Consider the following 15,911-nt stretch of genomic DNA (forward strand, 5'->3'; position numbering starts at 1 on the left):
CTTTATCAGAGCAGCGACCGCCTCGCGGAGGATGGACGTTCTCGGTCCTCTAGCCGGCTGAGTGATGCCCACAGAATCTTCAGCCGACGGAAGCTTGGAGCGAGGGGACTCCGGCCGCCTGCGCAGGATGGGGCCTGTCGATAGACAGCGCTGTCAGAAGACTGTATGGTCCTTTCTGACAGCGCTGTCTGATCTGACAGCGCGGTCCGATGGAGGTTCCCATGGGTGAGGTCAAGCTGCCGACGATGGCGGACGTTGCCGAGCGTGCCGGTGTTGCCTTGAAGACGGTGTCACGAGTGGTAAACGGCGAGACCTACGTGTCCGACGCTGTGCGCGAGAAGGTGCAGTTCGCGATCGGCGAGCTCGGATACCGGCCTAACCGCGCTGCTCAGTCGTTGATGCGAAAGCGGTCCGGGGTGATGGGCATCGTCGCCTACGGCAGCCCGCTGTACGGGCCGTCGATGTCTTTGCTGGGGCTGGCGGAAGCGGTGAAGCGCCGCGGCCTGATGCCGTCGCTGATCACGACCGAGGCCAACGATCACGCCGAGATCCAGAACGCGATCGGGCGCCTCATCGACATGGGAGTGGACGGCGTGCTGATCGCCGAGCCTGTCGTGGACATGGACTTCGAGGGCGCCAACCACGGATCCACCCCGATCGTCGTGGTCGGAGGCCGCGCCCTTCAAACCTCCCCGACCGCTGGTACATCGATCCGGTCGGGTGCGCACCAGGCGGTCGAGCACCTGCTGCAGCTGGGGCATCAGACCGTGCACCACCTCGCGGGCGCCCCTAACTGGTACGCCACGCAGGCTCGGATCGACGCGTGGCGGGAAGTGCTCGAGCAGTCCGGCCGCGACATCCCCGCGATCGTCGCGGGGGACTGGACGCCGGCATCCGGCTACGAGGCCGCTCGCGCTCTGCTCGCCGAGAAGCCGACCGCAGTGTTCGTCGCGAACGATCACATGGCTATCGGCCTGTTGAAGGCATGCCATGAGCTCGGGGTCCGCGTCCCCGAGGACCTCTCGATCGTCGGCTTCGATGACGTCCCCGAGGCCACCTACCTGACCGTTCCGCTGACCACCGTGCGCGTGGACATGACTCGGAACATGGCGGACGCGGTCGATGAGCTGCTGCGCCGCATCGACGGCGACGACGCCTCGGTGAGCATCGCCCCACAGATCAACGCGGAGCTCATGGTCCGCGAGACGACAGCCCGACCCCGCCCGAGCGCGCCGGCCTCCACCTCGGACGCCCAGTGACCGGCCACGACCTCGTCCCGAGTGGAAGAACCGCATGAACCCCTTCATCGACCGTCAGAAGTCCGTCCACTTCGGTGCCGCGTACTACCCCGAGTACCACCGCACGGACCGCCTCGACGTCGACCTGGACCTGATGGTCGAGGCCGGATTCACCGTCATCCGCGTCGGCGAGTCGGTGTGGTCCACGTGGGAGCCCGAGGAGGGCGTCTTCAACCTCGACTGGCTCCGCCCGGTCATCGACGCCGCGCACGCTCGCGACATCTCTGTCGTCGTTGGAACCCCGACCTACGCCGTCCCTCTGTGGCTCGCCCGCCGGTACCCGGAGATCGCGGGGGAGCGGCGCGACGGCCGCACGATCCCGTGGGGCGCCCGCCAGGAGGCCGACTACAGCCACGCCGCCTACCGCTTCTACGCGGACCGGATCACCGAGAAGGTCGTCGCCGCATACCGCGATCACCCCGCGGTCATCGGCTTCCAGCTCGACAACGAACCGGGACTGGAGTTCTTCCACGGGCACGCCGTGTTCGAGTCGTTCAAAGACTGGCTGCGCCGCAAGTACGAGACCGTTGACCGCCTCAACACGGAGTGGGGCCTGACCTACTGGTCGCACCGGCTCGCCACCTGGGACGACCTCTGGCACCCGCGCGGCAACGCCCAGCCGCAGTACGCCATCGACTGGCGTCGCTTCCAAGCCGAGATCGTCAACGACTTCATCGGCTCGCAGCTGGACATCGCCCGCCGCCTCAAGCGCGAGGACCAGTTCGCGATGACCTGCGTCGCGCTGGACCGGCCCGTCTCCAACGAACGCGACCTCGCCGGCGAGCTCGACGTGACGACGGTGAACATCTACTACACGATGCAGGCAGGACTGAACGTCCCTCGCCGCGTCGGAGACGTCCCCGCCAGCTGGATCACCAACGGCGCCGGAGACCTCGTCTTCACCGCCGACCGCGCCTTCGCTGCCCGCGAGGAGCCGTTCTACATCACGGAGACCAACGCAGGCGCCGCCGGCCGGTCTGCGATGAACTACCCCGCCTTCGACGGGCAGTGGCGCCAAGCAGCGTGGGCGCTGGTCGGGCGCGGAGCGTCGATGATCGAGTACTGGCACTGGCACTCCACCCAGGACGGCACCGAGACGTTCTGGCTCGGCGTCCTCCCGCACGACCTCACCCCGGGCCGCGCCTACGAGGAGATCGCCCTCATCGGCGACGAGCTGCGCCGCGCCGGCGACCGCGTCGTGGGCCTGGAACCCCTCGCAGACGTCGACTTCCTCTACTCGGTGCCGTCGAAGTGGGGAATGGCGTCGGCCCCGCCCCACCTGGACCGCCCCGTTCTGGGCGAGCTGCAGCACGACGAGGACGCCTACCACCGCTTCTTCAGCCCCTTCTACGTCGGAGCGTTCCAAGCAGGCCTGCAGACCCGCATCGTGCACGATGCGGCCCTCGTCGCCCCCGACGGCTCCTGGCTCGCCGACCCCGCCCAGGAAGCGCAGAAGCGGCCCGTCCTGGTCGTCCCGGCGCTCTACATCGTCAATGACGAGACCCTGGACTGGCTCGCGGCGTACGTCGACGCTGGCGGGCACCTCGTGCTCGGCCCGCGCACCGGCTATGCCGACACAGCAGCGCGCGCGCGAACCGAGGTGAAACCCGCCCGTCTCGCCGCGATCGCAGGCGTCTCCTACCAGGAGTTCTCGAACCTGCCCACCCCGATGACCGTCACCGAGAACGACGACACCCTCGGCGCGGTGAAGACCTGGACCGACCTCGTCGTCGCCGACACCGCGCGCACGGTCCTGGAGTACTCCGACCCGATGTGGGCCCGGTGGGCCGTGTTCACCGAGGCCGACCACGGGAAGGGGAAGGTGAGCGTCATGGCGGCCCTCCCCGACGACACCCTCGCGAAGACCCTGTTCGCCCGGATCGCTAGCAGCGCCTGGGGCAACGGCGAGAGCGTCACCGCGATCCGCGCCACGAACCGCCACGGGGAGGAGATCGTCATCCTCCACAACTGGTCCTCCACCCAGGCCACCACCGTCATCCCCGTCGACGTCGAAGACGTCCTCACCGCCGGCATCCTCTCGAGCGGATCGACACTGACGATGCCGGCCTGGGACGTCCGCGTGCTCGCCGTCACCGCGCCCACCGAGGTGCCGCAGGCATGACCCGGCCCGACCTCGAAGAAGTGAGGACCAGCCCTCCACCCGCCCAGACACCCCGGTTGATCGTCGTGATGGGCGTCTCCGCCGCAGGCAAATCCAGCGTCTCGGCCGCCCTGGCTCAACAGCTCGATCTCCCGTGGCTGGACGCCGATGACCTCCACCCCACCGCGAACACCGAGAAGATGGCTACCGGGCAGCCCCTCACCGACGAGGACCGCTGGCCGTGGCTGGAGGAAGTCGCCCGCCGCCTGGCCGTCACCAGCGACACCGGCGGGGTGATCATCGCGTGCTCCGCGCTGCGCCGCGCCTACCGCGACCACATCCGCCGTGACGCGCCCGGTGCGGTGTTCGTGCACCTCACAGGACCCCGTGCTCTGCTGCGTGATCGCGCCGAGAGCCGCGTCGGGCATTTCATGCCCGCCACGCTGCTCGAATCTCAGCTCACCCTCCTCGAACCACTCGACCCGGACGAAGCAGGGACCACCCTGCAGATCGACGCGTCGGTGTCCGACATCGCCCGCGCCGCAGCAGCCTGGGTAGCCTCTCGTGACTGAGCGGCAGCCCGGCCGGCGGTGGCGATACCGCCCCACTTCCGCGCGCCGTAACGGCCGCCGCGGCCAGCTGATCACGATTCAACCGGCCCGCTTGACTACGAAGTCAGCGATGTGGTCAACTCCTCCACGGCACACTGACTACGAAGTCAGTCAGGACGAAGGAATTGGCATGGACGACAACACGGCACGCGCCGAACGCTCGGGCGCACTGCGCGCAGTGTCGATGACCGACGTTGCCCAGCGCGCCGGCGTATCCCAGAAGACCGTGTCCCGCGTCGTGCGCAGCGAACCCAACGTCGCCGCCGCCGTCCGCGAGCGCGTCAACCAGGCGATCCAGGAGCTCGGGTTCCGCCCGAATGCGGCAGCTCGCGCGTTGAAGATGCAGCAGCGATCACGTCGTATCGGCATGCTCACCCTCGGCACCGCCCTGCACGGCCCCATGTCGGTCCTCGCAGGAGTGGAGAGCGCGACGCGTCGCGCCGGCTACTCCCTCTCCGTCATCCGCACCGACGAGTCCGATCCTGACGGCCTCCAGCCGGCCGTCGACGCTCTCGTCGGCGAGGGGGTCGAGGCGATCATCATCTCCGAACCCGCCGACCAGGACCTCAGCGAGCTGCGCGTGCCCGAAGGGATCGCGGTCCTCACCTTCGACGGAACCTCCGCGGACGACCACACCCGCGTCCTCACGCAGCGCGTCGACAACGCCGGCGGCGCCCGCAGCGCCACGGAGCACCTGCTGGCACTGGATCACGAGACCGTGTGGCACATCGCCGGCCCCGACTCCTGGACGGGCACCACCAGCCGCCTGGAGGGTTGGCGCATGGCCCTGCAGGAGGCCGGCGCCGCTGAGCCTCCCGTGCTTCAGGGCGACTGGAGCGCCCGCAGCGGCTTCGAGGCCATGAACCGCGTCGTGCACCGTCCCGACGTGACGGCCGTGTTCGCCTCCAACGACCAGATGGCCATCGGCGCGATGTCCGCGATCCTCGCGGCCGGTCTGCGCGTACCCGAGGACGTCAGCGTCGTCGGATTCGATGACGAGCCCATCTCCCAATACCTTCCCATTCCCCTCACCACCGTCAGGCAGGACATCGACGAGAGCACCCGCGTCGCGATGCACCGCCTCTTCCGCTTCCTCGAGGGCCACCCGCCCGTCGAGAGCGAGCGGCTCATGCCCGTGACGCTCGTCGTCCGCGGCAGTACAGCCTCACCCAACCCGGCGCGCGGATCCGTGCGCCCCGTCCGCTGACCGGGGACCACCCCGTCCGCTGATTTCAGGGACCCACCCCGTCCCTGCTCGAGCCGAGCGCCCACCTAGGCGCTGTCGCGGCGTGCGCTCTTCCAGAGCGCCGTCCGCCGCTTCCTCACCCACCCACGACGACGACGTCAGGAGACCTCCATGACACCCCCGCTCGATTCGCGCCACTCACGGCGCGACGTTCTCCGCCTGGGCGCGGCGATCGGCGGCAGCGCCGCTCTCGCCGGCCTGCTCGCGGCCTGCTCCAGCAGCGCACCCGCCACGATGATCAGCAACGGCGCCGTCGACTTGTCCTTCTGGACCCACGACGACGGCTACATCAAGTTCTTCACCGAGGCGATCCCGCTCGCCGACGAGGCCACTGCGTTCGACTACAGCCTCTCTTTCACGAAGTCGCAGTCCGACGACGTGGTGACCAAGATGATCGCCCAGGCCGTCGCGAACACCGGCACGCCCGACGTCGTAGGCCTGGAAGTCGGCGCGTTCCCCCGCACCCTCCGCGGCGACATCGCCTCCGAGCTGCTGGTGGACCTCACCGACTCGATCGCGGAGTACCGCGACGACCTCATCGAGGCTCGCCTCTCGCCGTTCGCGAAAGACGGCGCCGTGTACGCGCTCGACTCCGATACCCCCATGTGCGTCTACTACTACCGCGAGGACGAGTTCAAGCGGCTCGGGATCCCGGACGACGTCGCCACCTGGGAAGAGATGGCGAGCATCGGCAACGCCCTCTACGAGAGCGAGCAGGTCTCCTTCGGCGCCCTCGCGGTCAGCGACCCCCGCGGCACCGTGCAGAGCGTGCACATCCTGCTCCTGCAGCGCGGCGGTGACCTCTTCGACGCCGACGGCAACCTCACCATCGAGACCCCCGAAGCGGAAGAAGCCCTCGCGTTCGCCGCGAACGGCATGCAGTCCGGCTTCTACCAGGGCGTCGCCGACCTCTACGGCCCGAGCATGCAGTCCGGTCTGAAGCAGGGCCGCATCCTCGCCGTGGACATGCCCTCCTGGTACTCCAGCTACGGCATCAAGCCCAACGTCCCCGAGCAGGAGGGCCTGTGGCGCGTGCGCACCCTTCCGCGCTTCGCCGGCGGCGGCGTCGGCACCGCCGTCGCAGGCGGCACCGGCTTCGCGGCGCTGCGGAACAAGGCGAACACCGAGGCCTCCACGGACCTCGTGATCGCCGCGTACCTCGACCCCTCCCAGCAGGCCAAGCGCTACCGCGACCTCGGCTACCTGCCGACGCTGCGCTCGTCGTTCGAGGACCCCGAGCTCGCCGCGATCGGCGACGACTACTTCGGCGGCCAGCAGCTGTTCGGCGTCTACCGCGAGGTGGTCGATGAGGTCCCGGCGATGCACCAGAGCCCGGACCAGCCGATCCTCAACACCGTCCTCAGCGGCTACATCCTCCAGGCCTACAAGGGCCAGCTCACCCCGGCGCAGGCGCTCACCGCCGCTGCGAACGACTTCCGCGGCCAGACCCGCAGCTAAGGATCGATGATGTCGACACTCACCACGACCGGAGCACCCGCCTCCGCTCAGGACGGCCGCGGCGGCTCATCGCTCGAGGCCCGCGCCGCCAAGCGCAAGCGCCTGAACACCTCCGGCGGCAAGGCCCCCTACCTGTTCATCGCGCCGTTCTACGTGCTCTACGGCCTGTTCATGATCGTTCCGATCTTCGCCGCGATCTTCCTCAGCCTCACCGAATGGGTGGGCCTGGGCTCGCCCGATTTCGTCGGCCTGGCCAACTACGGCGCCCTGCTCGCCGACACCAGCTTCGGCGTCGCCCTGGTCAACACGCTGATCTACACCCTCATCGCGGTGTTCATCGTCGTCCCCTGCTCGCTGCTGATCGCCCAGGGCCTCAATGCCCGCGGGCTGAAGGCCCGGGACCTGTTCCGGCTCACCTTCTTCATCCCGATGGTGCTCTCCCCGATCGTCATCGCGCTGATCTACAGCCTGATCTTCGACCGCAGCTACGGCCTGCTCAACGCCTTCCTCCAGGCCGTCTTCGGCCTCGGGAACATCGACTGGCTCGGCGACCCCACCCTCGCCAAGGGCGCCATCGGCTTCGTGCTGCTGTGGCGCACCGTCGGCTACCTCACGATCTTCTTCCTCGCCGCCCTGCAGGCGGTCCCGAAGGAGCTGTACGAGGCCGCCGAGCTCGACGGTGCCGGCGTACTCGCCCGCTTCCGCAATGTGACCCTGCCGGCCATCCAGCCGGTGACCGCGTTCGTGGTCGTCACCTCCTTCATCAGCGCCGCCCAGATCTTCGATGAGCCCTACCTGCTCACCCGGGGCGGACCCGGCGAGGCGACCCTGTCCGTCTCGATGTTCATCTACCGCGCCGCATTCGAACGCCAGCAGTTCGGCTACGCCGCCGCGGCCGGAGTCGTGCTCTTCGTCATCGTCTTCGCCGTCAGTCAGATCCTCAACCGCGCCCTCGCCATCGGGAGAACCTCATGACCGCCACCACGGGAATCGTCACCGCCGACGCACCGGACCGCCGAAAGAACGCGGGACAGCGCAAGAACGGCGGCCAGCGCAGAGCCTCAGGAGGCGAGCGCGCCCGCCGCGGACTGCTCTACGTCACCCTGTCCGCGCTGCTGCTCGTGTTCATCTTCCCGCTCGCGTGGGCGCTCAGCGGATCGTTCAAGAACCGCGGCGACATCTTCTCCACGCCGCCCACCCTCATCCCCAACCCCGCGACCACCGAGAACTACACCAACCTGCTCACCACCCAGCCCTTCTGGGCCTGGTTCGGGATGAGCGTCGGCACCGCCCTGCTGGCGACCACCGTGTCCGTCTTCGTCTGCGCGATGGCCGGCTACGGCTTCGCGAAGTTCGCGTTCCGCGGGAAGAAGGTGCTCTTCACGATCATGTTCTCGTCGCTGTCGGTGCCGTTCGTCGTGATCCTCGTGCCGCTGTTCATCCTCATCGTGAAGACCGGCCTCTCAAACCCCTGGTTCGCGCTGATCGTCCCGTGGGTCGCCCCCGCGTTCGGAATCTTCATGATGCAGCAGTTCATCGTCCAGTCGATCCCGGACGAGATCATCGAAGCCGCCCGCATCGACGGCAACTCGGAATTCGGCACCTTCTGGCGCGTCGTGCTGCCGCTGCTGCGCCCCTCCCTCGGAGCGCTCGGCGTGTGGGGCTTCCTGCAGACGTACAACAGCTTCCTCTGGCCGCTGGTACTGCTCTCGGACTCCTCGCAGTACACGCTTCCGCTGGGACTGAACGTGCTCTACGCATCCGAGAACCGCTCCTACGACCTCGTCCTCGCCGGCGCAGTGCTCGCCTCGGTCCCGACGATCCTGGTGTTCTTCCTGCTGCGCAAGCAGCTGCTCGACGGCCTCACCGCCGGCGCCATCAAGGGCTGACCGGCCCGCCCTCGAACCTCCCCATTCCACCTCGGAAGGACCCTATGCAGCACCTCACCGACTCCGTCCTGTTCGGCGCGGCGTACTACCACGAGTACCACCCCTCGCCGCGGCTCGAAGAAGACATGCGACTCATGCAGGAGGCCGGCTTCACCGTCATTCGCGTCGGCGAATCCGTCTGGTCGACGTGGGAGCCCGAGAACGGCGTGTTCGACCTCGACTGGCTCCAGCCCGTCCTCGACGCCGCGCACGCGCACGGCATCAACGTGATCCTCGGCACCCCCACCTACGCGATCCCCATGTGGCTCGCGCGGGAAGTACCCGAGATCAACGCCGAGCTCGAGACCGGCAAGCGGCTCGGCTGGGGCGCGCGGCAGGAGATCAACTACCTCCACCCCGCGTTCCTCTTCCACGCCGAACGCGTGATCCGCAAGATCATCGCCCGCTACGCCGAGCACCCCGCCGTCATCGGCTACCAGGTCGACAACGAGCCCGGCTTCTACCCCCTCCACAACGACCAGGTGTTCCAGCGCTTCGTGGATCACCTCCGCCACGAGTACGGCACCGTCGAGAAGCTCAACGACGAGTGGGGCCTGACCTACTGGTCACATCTGCTCACCACCTGGGCCGACCTCTGGCGTCCCGACATGAACGCGCAGGCGCAGTACGACCTCGCCTGGCGCCGCTTCCAGGCGCAGGTCACCACCGGCTTCATCTCCTGGCAGGCCGACGTCGTCCGCGAGTACTCCCGCGAGGACCAGTTCGTCACCACCTGCATCTCCTACGACCGCCCCACAGCGGAAGAAGGACAGCTCGGCGCCGCCCTCGACATCACCGCCGGAAACCCCTACTACCGGATGCAGGACTCCCTCGAACTGCCCCTGCGCGAGCAGTCGGAGCAGTTCTGGATGACGACCGGCGCGTGGACGATCATCCTCTCCGCCGACCGGATGTACGGCACCAAGCAGGCGCCGTTCCTCATCACCGAGACCAACGCGCAAGCCATCGGCCCCGAATGGCTGAACGAGCCCGCCTACACCGGGCAGTACCGCCAAGCAGCCTGGGCCCTCGTCTCGCGCGGCGCCACGATGATCGAGTACTGGCACTGGCACACGCTGCACTACGGCACCGAGACCTACTGGGGTGGAATCCTCCCGCACAGCCAGGAACCCGGCCGCGTCTACCGCGAACTCGCCGCCCTCGGCGCCGAGTTCAAGCAGGCAGGGGACCGGGTCACCGAGCTCACCCCCCACGCGGACGTGCAGATCCTGTGGTCCTCGGAGAGCAAGTGGGCCCAGAACGAGCACCCCTCGCTCGGCACCCCTCACACGCCCGACCGGCGGGCGTACCACACCGTCGTCGACGCGTTCGCGCGCGGCACCTTCGACGCCGGCCTGCAGAGCGGCATCGTGCACCCCCGCCAGCTCGCAGAAACCACACCCGAGGAGTACGCAGCTGTACACCCCGTGCTCGTGGCCGCAGCGTTCACCATCGCCGACGACTCGCAGCTGCAGTGGCTCGAGAAGTACGCCGCCGCCGGCGGACACCTCATCGTCGGTATCCGCACCGGCTATGAGGACCAGGAGCAGCGCGCCCGCCTCGAGCGCAAGCCCGCACACCTCACCGACGCGGCCGGCATCTGGTACGAGGAGTTCAGCAACCTGCAGAACCCCCTCCCGCTCCTGCCCGGAGCAGGAGCAGCAGGCGCAGGTTTCTTCGACCTGCCCACCGACGCGACAGCAACGCTCTGGGCAGACGGAGTCGAGGTCGAAGACGCCGAAGTGCTCGTGCGCTACGACCACCCGCACTTCGGCCAGTGGGCCGCCGCCACGACCCGTGTCCACGGCTCCGGCCGCGTCACGTACGTGGGCACCGTCCCCAACCCGGAGCTTGCGACCGCGCTCATGGACTGGGCCGTCGAGGTCGGCTCGGGCACCCCGTCGTGGCGACCGGAAGGACCCACCCAGACCGTGCACTCCGCGATCAACCGGCACGGCGAAACCGTGCACGTGATCCACAACTGGACGTGGGAGCCGAGCACCTACACGCTCCCCAGCGGAGCGCGAGACGTCCTTTCCGGCGAAGACCTCGCAGAAGGCGCCACTCTGCAGCTCGGGGCCTGGGACGTGCGGGTGGTTACCGTCTCCTGACCGGAAGTAGAGCGGCGTCGACCTCAGGGTTGACGCCGCTCTCGTGCGCTCATGGCCGACGAAGCAGTAGCCGCAGGCCAGTGGCGTCCGTGCCTCAGTCCAGCTCGTGCGCCTTCGCGATCTCGTCAGCCTCTGCGGTGTAACCGCGAGCGCGAAGCTCCTTGACGAAGACGTCGATCGGAGGGGTGCACGACATGTAGGGCTCGTCGCATCGGCCCGTGTAAAGACCTCCGCCAGGCGAGCTGTCGAGGCCCCCCTTGTTGTACTTGTCGAGGCCGCCGCCGTTGTAGCGATCGAGCCCGCCCCCGTTGTACTTGTCCAGGCCGCCGCCGTTGTACTTGTCGAGCCCACCGCCGTTGTACTGATCGAGGCCGCCGCCGTTGTACTTGTCGAGCCCGCCGCCGTTGTACTTGTCAGCTCCGCCGCCTCCGTGAGCGTAGAGTCCCCCGCCCTCATTGGCGTTGAGTCCTCCGCCGGTACCGGTGTACCTGTCGCGCGGCCACTTCCTCTTCATCGCAGTTCCTCTCGTCGCGCTCAGTCCCGAAACCTTGCCAGGGACGTCCGACAGTAGCCGCGTCACCAGTCCGAGAACCCGTCCGCCAGGTCGAAGTCAGCGCTCTATCGACACCAGGCGGACGCCGCTCGACGCGTAGCTGGTGGAAAGCCGACAGCCTCCCAGGAGGGGGCGCATCTTGAAGCCGGCTGAAATCTCTCGGCGGAAGACTCCGCGAGCAAGTGGACGCCGACCTCTGGTCGGCGCGGTGTTGTGCGCTGCGCGCATTTTTGCCTGGAAGCCTTCGGCAGCGTACGGGCCTCCGGCGTCCACGCAAGCCGCTTCGCGGCCGGCTCCTCCGACGTTCTCGGCACGCAGTCGCTGCGCTCCCTCACACCGCGCCGACAACCTCTCCTCCTCCGCCCTCCGGGTTGCGCTCCCGTCTTCGACCCTGCTCGGCACTACGTGCCTTCCAGGCAAAAAAACGCTGGGAGAGAAGGAAGGACGACCGAGCCAGACCACCCCCGCTGGCTTGACAAATCTGATTGAGAATCCTTCTGTGACTTCGTCGCAGCGAAGACGACGCCATGATCATGCTCGGCGGCGCCGCGTGGACATGATGACCAGCCCACCGAGTGCGATCAGGGCGATCGATGTGGCGAGGAGCAGGAGTCCTTCCACTCCGGTGGATGCGAGTCCGCCACTGTCAGCTGCTGGTCGCGGCGAGTGGTCGGTCGGAAGATCGCCGTTCACCGGGCCGCTCGTCGTGGAGGGGGAGGGGCTGGCCGCGGGGTCGGTAGTGGGGGTCGGCGCTGGGTCGGAGGGCCCACTGCCGGGGGTCTCCGAGAGGTTGTCGGACAGCGGCGGCGCCTTCAGGGGTGTGAGGAACAACGCCGCTACAGGCTGCGAGACGGCCTCAGCGAGACCCGTTCCCCCGATGGTCCTGAAGTTGACGGAGCCGTTCGACGGGTCGACGGCGGTCGATTGGAGGTACCAGCGCTGGTTGTCGTCGCTGTCCGCGCACGGCTCGAGTGTGACGATCTGGTTGAAGCTGAGAACTCCCCGGCCTGTCGCGCAGTTCCCGGTGACCGTGTCCAGGAGGCGGACGATCGGGGTTCCGCTCGGAGAGACGCTCGCCGGTTCGGCGACCGTTCTCCACTCGACGATCGACGAGTCGGGCAGCAGGTCTTGCGGAACATCTGCGCGAACGGACTGGTCGGCTCGAACGAGCACCCACTCGAACTGACTGTCCACGAAGCCGATGGTGAATTCCGGTATGACGACCGGGGTGATGGTCACGGACCCGTTCGTCCCGGAGTCGTTGGAGCCGACGGTGAACGAGGAGCTCAGCGCGCCGTCCGCGACGAAGCTGGTGCCTCCGGTTCCGCCGCCGAGACGGCTCGCGCCACCGCCGATGAAACCTCCGCCTCCGCCTCCGCCGAGGCCGTTGTCACTGTACGGATCCTCTCCTTCTCCGTCGGGGGCCGTAGCGCCGGTCAAGTAGCTGTTCGTTGCGAGCGTGCTGTCGCTGTTCGAAGGGATGCAGCCGTTCATCACGCAGGAGTTCCCTCCGTCTCGCGCCGCGTCAGCATCGAAAGCCGACGCGGCGGCGCCGGCGCCGCCACCGCCGCCGGCGACGACCAGCGGAAGGAGGCACTCGTCATCCAGAGCGATGGAGGACAGGCCACCTCCTCCCGCGCCCGCCTGCCGCCCGAGATCGGTGTCGCTGGTCCAGGTGCCACCGCCGCCACCACCGCCGATGCCTCCCGCTGCTCCTCGCTCTCGCTGGCTGCCGTCGACGAATCCACCGGCGCCTCCGACACCGGCGAAGAGCTGTGTGCCCGCGCTGACGGGAAGGACCGCGTTCACCACTCCGCCCCGTCCTCCGTACCGGTAGCTCTCATCGAAGATGACGTCCTCGCCTGCGCGCGAACCACCCGCGGCACCCGAGACCGTGACACTGATGCCGTTGTAGCCCTGCGGCTGGACGTAAGGGTCGTCGGTGTTGCACTGCGCCGGCGCCGTGTACGTCACGGGGCTCGCGTCGCCGATCGCGGAGCTGTTCGAGAGGGTGGAAGCGGACGCGGACGGCGGTGCTGCGGCGCTTGCCGCCTCCTCGACAGCGTCCGCTGCGCGGGAGTCCGCGGACGCGTCCGGGTACAGGGGTGTGTCGGGCGGTCCGACAGGCAGGTCCTGCACGAGCATCAAGCGTCCGCCGAAGCTCGCGGTCGGATCCATGCCGTCCTCGGCGAAGGTCAGGCGCTCCGGGCCGGAGTAGGGGTTGCTGGTGAAGACGAGAACCTGTGCGCTGTCGGAGTCGACGACGACCGGTGGAATGGTGTTCGACGTGTCGATTCCATTGGAGATCGGCTGGTACTGGAGGGCGGGGACGTTCTCGATCTCCGCCCACTGCGAGACGCCGTCCTCGACTCGGGGAATCGTGATCAGGGACGGCGGATTCTTGATGCGCGAGGGACGGGTCATGACGAGGGAGGCGAAGTCGTCGTCCGTGGGGACGCGCCAGCCGGTCAGACCGAGCTGCTCGGCACCGACAGAAAGGCTCAGCGGTGGGAAGTTCGGCAGAACGGAGGCGCGCAGCACAGCTTCGCTCCGAGCGCTCGACGTCGCTGCCCACTCCGGGGCGTAGCAGGTGACGGAGGCCATGCAGTACGAGTTCTGAGCGGAGCCCGCGAGCGTGACCGTCTCCGTGGTCCACAGACGGATGGTTCCCGAGACGTCTCCGTTGCTCGGATCCGTCAGCTTCTCCTGGAGCAGGTCGACGCTCGTGCCGGCCGGGAGGGTGGGTAGATTGCGATTCCCGAGGAGGGACCACTCCTGGATCGCCGGTACCCAGCTGTTGTCGTAGTACTGCTCGAGCAGTGCGGGGCGCGTCTGAACCTGAGGAGAGTGGACGACCTCGGCGAACGCTTGAAGATGAAGAGTGGCGATGTTCCCGTAGTAGGCGACCTGCGACTGCAAGGTGTTCGCGTCCTCAGCGGACAGGAGTGTCGCGGAGGGGCTCGAGCTGCCGACCGCCTTCACCGACCACAGCACGTCTCGGTACGCTTCGAACAGTCCGCCCGTGATGTCGTCTCCGACGAGCACGGCACTGAGCGCGTTGAAGTTGGCCTGACCGTTCTCGGCGACCTCCTTGAGACTGTCGATCTCCTCCTGCGTCAGCGACTCGGTCACACCCGATGCTTCGGCGTCGTCGCGGTGGAGCTCGGTGATCTCGCACACCTGCTGGATGTCGTCCTCGACCTTCTGCAACGCCGTGTTCGCTGCAGTCGACTTCGTGACGAAGGTCTGCCACTTCGCGTCCTGATCGATCTCGGTCGCGAGGGCACTCACATCGGTCTGGATGGTTCTGCCGAGGTCCGCGATCTCCGTCTGCACCTGAGTGACCTGCGCTTTGAGGTCCGCGAGGTCCTGCAGCTCCTCCGCCTCGATCTTCGTGGGCTTCGTCGGGCCGGTCAGCTCGCTGACCACCCACCCGAAGGCGACGTCACCGACCTTCCCGAGAGCGCTCCCCACGACACTCTTCAGCAGATCCTTCGCGGTGGAGGAGAACAGCGATTCGCCGACCTCGGCTGCGGCAGGCGGGCTTCCCAGGTCGGGCGGCGGACTTCCCACCCCGAGCTCCCCGACGCTCCGCTGAATCGCCGGGCAGTCGATGGAGCCCGTGGCCGATCCGCCCACCGAGTCCTGAGCGAAGACAGCGTCGACGCCTGACACGGCGAATCCGGATCCCAGGAGCGCGATAGCCGCGACGACGCCGGCTGTACGGTTCCAGCGGCGCTTCGCTCGATGGGCAGGGAAGAACGGCACAGGGGCCTCCGAATCCGAGGCGATCTACACTGCGCCGTCAGCCCACTCTGTCCTATGGTCTGCGCGCACTGCCGCCCCCCAAGCAGGGCTGGCGGTCTCACCGTCTCGACGTGCGTCGAGCCGACTCCGAACCGTCGCGCTCGACGAGAACGACACGACGCGCCCCTGCTTGCCGGTGATCAGCCGAACCGCCTCACACCGAGGCTGGTCAGTGGCCCGGCTCGCGCTCGGCATCGCGTTCCGCCTGCGAGACGCCGTTCCGGCACCAGTGAGGCAGCGGAGTCGATCCTGCCGCTACACGCGTCAGGGGAGCGGTCGGTGGTCGAGACATCGAGAACCGGACGAGATGCGATAGCCGACGCGGCCTACGGGAGCTGCGGGGGCGCGATCAGTTCGAGGAATCCGCCGAGGGCACCTTCGAGGTAGATGATGCGCGTGCCGGCTCGGGCGCCACCGGTCATCCGGTGAGGTGTCCCGACCGGTCTCCAGCCGTGTCCAGCGCAGAGCTCGAGGACACGATCGAGGTCCGAGACCGTGAGCGCGATGTGCACCGTGCCGACCTGTGCGGGCGAGCCGGCGGATTCGAGCTGTCGGGGCGGGTCGTACTGCAGCAGCTCCACCCGGTGGGGGCCGAGTGCCAGCGTCGCTGCGCGGATCACGGCTCCACGGACGCCGGTGGTCGCCGCCGTGACGTCGACGTCGAGCGTGAAGGTGCGCTCGAGCACGAACCCGAGACCGGAGCACCACAGCACCAGCGCGTCGTCGAGGTCGGCCACGGTGAGACCGGAGTGAGCGACGTCGGAGACGAGGGGTGATGCCATGACATCAGTATCGAGC

Annotated in this window: 11 protein-coding genes; 8 read left to right on the forward strand and 3 right to left on the reverse strand. The window is 68.0% G+C overall.

Annotation, left to right across the window (positions count from 1 at the left end; genetic code table 11):
- Positions 1–221 precede the first annotated feature (221 nt).
- The 8 genes from GSU40_RS02395 (at position 222) to GSU40_RS02430 (ending at position 10,753) form a co-directional block, all read left to right on the forward strand.
- Positions 222–1,259, forward strand: a complete 1,038-nt coding sequence (locus GSU40_RS02395) for a LacI family DNA-binding transcriptional regulator (protein ID WP_160033428.1) — start codon at positions 222–224, stop codon at positions 1,257–1,259.
- Between the two features lie 34 nt (positions 1,260–1,293).
- On the forward strand, positions 1,294–3,420 hold the full coding sequence (locus GSU40_RS02400; protein ID WP_160033430.1) for a beta-galactosidase: 2,127 nt from the start codon (positions 1,294–1,296) through the stop codon (positions 3,418–3,420).
- Positions 3,417–3,971: a gluconokinase gene (locus GSU40_RS02405; protein ID WP_160033432.1), complete on the forward strand. Its 555-nt coding sequence runs from the start codon at positions 3,417–3,419 to the stop codon at positions 3,969–3,971. Before GSU40_RS02400 ends, GSU40_RS02405 begins: the two co-directional genes overlap by 4 nt.
- Positions 3,964–5,217, forward strand: coding sequence for a LacI family DNA-binding transcriptional regulator (locus GSU40_RS02410; protein WP_244229565.1), 1,254 nt, complete (start codon positions 3,964–3,966; stop codon positions 5,215–5,217). The genes GSU40_RS02405 and GSU40_RS02410 overlap by 8 nt, the downstream gene beginning before the upstream one ends.
- A 150-nt stretch (positions 5,218–5,367) precedes the next feature.
- Positions 5,368–6,714, forward strand: a complete 1,347-nt coding sequence (locus tag GSU40_RS02415) for an ABC transporter substrate-binding protein (RefSeq protein WP_160033436.1) — start codon at positions 5,368–5,370, stop codon at positions 6,712–6,714.
- A gap of 9 nt (positions 6,715–6,723) precedes the next feature.
- The gene (locus tag GSU40_RS02420) at positions 6,724–7,689 is read left to right on the forward strand and encodes a sugar ABC transporter permease (protein ID WP_160033438.1); all 966 of its coding nucleotides are present in this window, start codon (positions 6,724–6,726) and stop codon (positions 7,687–7,689) included.
- A complete protein-coding gene (locus tag GSU40_RS02425; RefSeq protein WP_160033440.1) occupies positions 7,686–8,603 on the forward strand; it encodes a carbohydrate ABC transporter permease in 918 nt (305 codons plus the stop codon). The genes GSU40_RS02420 and GSU40_RS02425 overlap by 4 nt, the downstream gene beginning before the upstream one ends.
- Positions 8,604–8,647: 44 nt before the next feature.
- Positions 8,648–10,753, forward strand: a complete 2,106-nt coding sequence (locus tag GSU40_RS02430; RefSeq protein WP_160033442.1) for a beta-galactosidase — start codon at positions 8,648–8,650, stop codon at positions 10,751–10,753.
- Positions 10,754–10,847: 94 nt separating this feature from the next.
- Here GSU40_RS02430 and GSU40_RS02435 read toward each other — a convergent pair whose 3' ends face one another.
- The 3 genes from GSU40_RS02435 to GSU40_RS02445 form a co-directional block, all read right to left on the reverse strand.
- Positions 10,848–11,267 carry a hypothetical protein gene (locus GSU40_RS02435; protein ID WP_160033444.1) on the reverse strand — a complete coding sequence of 140 codons (420 nt, stop codon included), beginning with the start codon at positions 11,265–11,267 and terminating at the stop codon, positions 10,848–10,850.
- A gap of 570 nt (positions 11,268–11,837) precedes the next feature.
- The gene (locus GSU40_RS02440; RefSeq protein ID WP_160033446.1) at positions 11,838–15,074 is read right to left on the reverse strand and encodes a glycine-rich protein; all 3,237 of its coding nucleotides are present in this window, start codon (positions 15,072–15,074) and stop codon (positions 11,838–11,840) included.
- Positions 15,075–15,439: 365 nt separating this feature from the next.
- Positions 15,440–15,895: a VOC family protein gene (locus GSU40_RS02445; RefSeq protein ID WP_160033448.1), complete on the reverse strand. Its 456-nt coding sequence runs from the start codon at positions 15,893–15,895 to the stop codon at positions 15,440–15,442.
- Positions 15,896–15,911: the final 16 nt, after the last annotated feature.

The sequence above is a fragment of the Rathayibacter sp. VKM Ac-2805 genome, assembly GCF_009834265.1.
In the GTDB taxonomy this organism is placed as follows: Bacteria; Actinomycetota; Actinomycetes; order Actinomycetales; family Microbacteriaceae; genus Rathayibacter.

What these genes read in the sequence shown, in the direction of transcription:
- GSU40_RS02420 (WP_160033438.1), top strand. Translation starts at nt 6,724, where the DNA reads ATGTCGACACTCACCACGACCGGAGCACCCGCCTCCGCTCAGGACGGC.
- GSU40_RS02415 (WP_160033436.1), top strand. Translation starts at nt 5,368, where the DNA reads ATGACACCCCCGCTCGATTCGCGCCACTCACGGCGCGACGTTCTCCGC.
- GSU40_RS02430 (WP_160033442.1), top strand. Translation starts at nt 8,648, where the DNA reads ATGCAGCACCTCACCGACTCCGTCCTGTTCGGCGCGGCGTACTACCAC.
- GSU40_RS02445 (WP_160033448.1), bottom strand. Translation starts at nt 15,895, where the DNA reads ATGGCATCACCCCTCGTCTCCGACGTCGCTCACTCCGGTCTCACCGTG.
- GSU40_RS02425 (WP_160033440.1), top strand. Translation starts at nt 7,686, where the DNA reads ATGACCGCCACCACGGGAATCGTCACCGCCGACGCACCGGACCGCCGA.
- GSU40_RS02400 (WP_160033430.1), top strand. Translation starts at nt 1,294, where the DNA reads ATGAACCCCTTCATCGACCGTCAGAAGTCCGTCCACTTCGGTGCCGCG.
- GSU40_RS02405 (WP_160033432.1), top strand. Translation starts at nt 3,417, where the DNA reads ATGACCCGGCCCGACCTCGAAGAAGTGAGGACCAGCCCTCCACCCGCC.
- GSU40_RS02395 (WP_160033428.1), top strand. Translation starts at nt 222, where the DNA reads ATGGGTGAGGTCAAGCTGCCGACGATGGCGGACGTTGCCGAGCGTGCC.
- GSU40_RS02435 (WP_160033444.1), bottom strand. Translation starts at nt 11,267, where the DNA reads ATGAAGAGGAAGTGGCCGCGCGACAGGTACACCGGTACCGGCGGAGGA.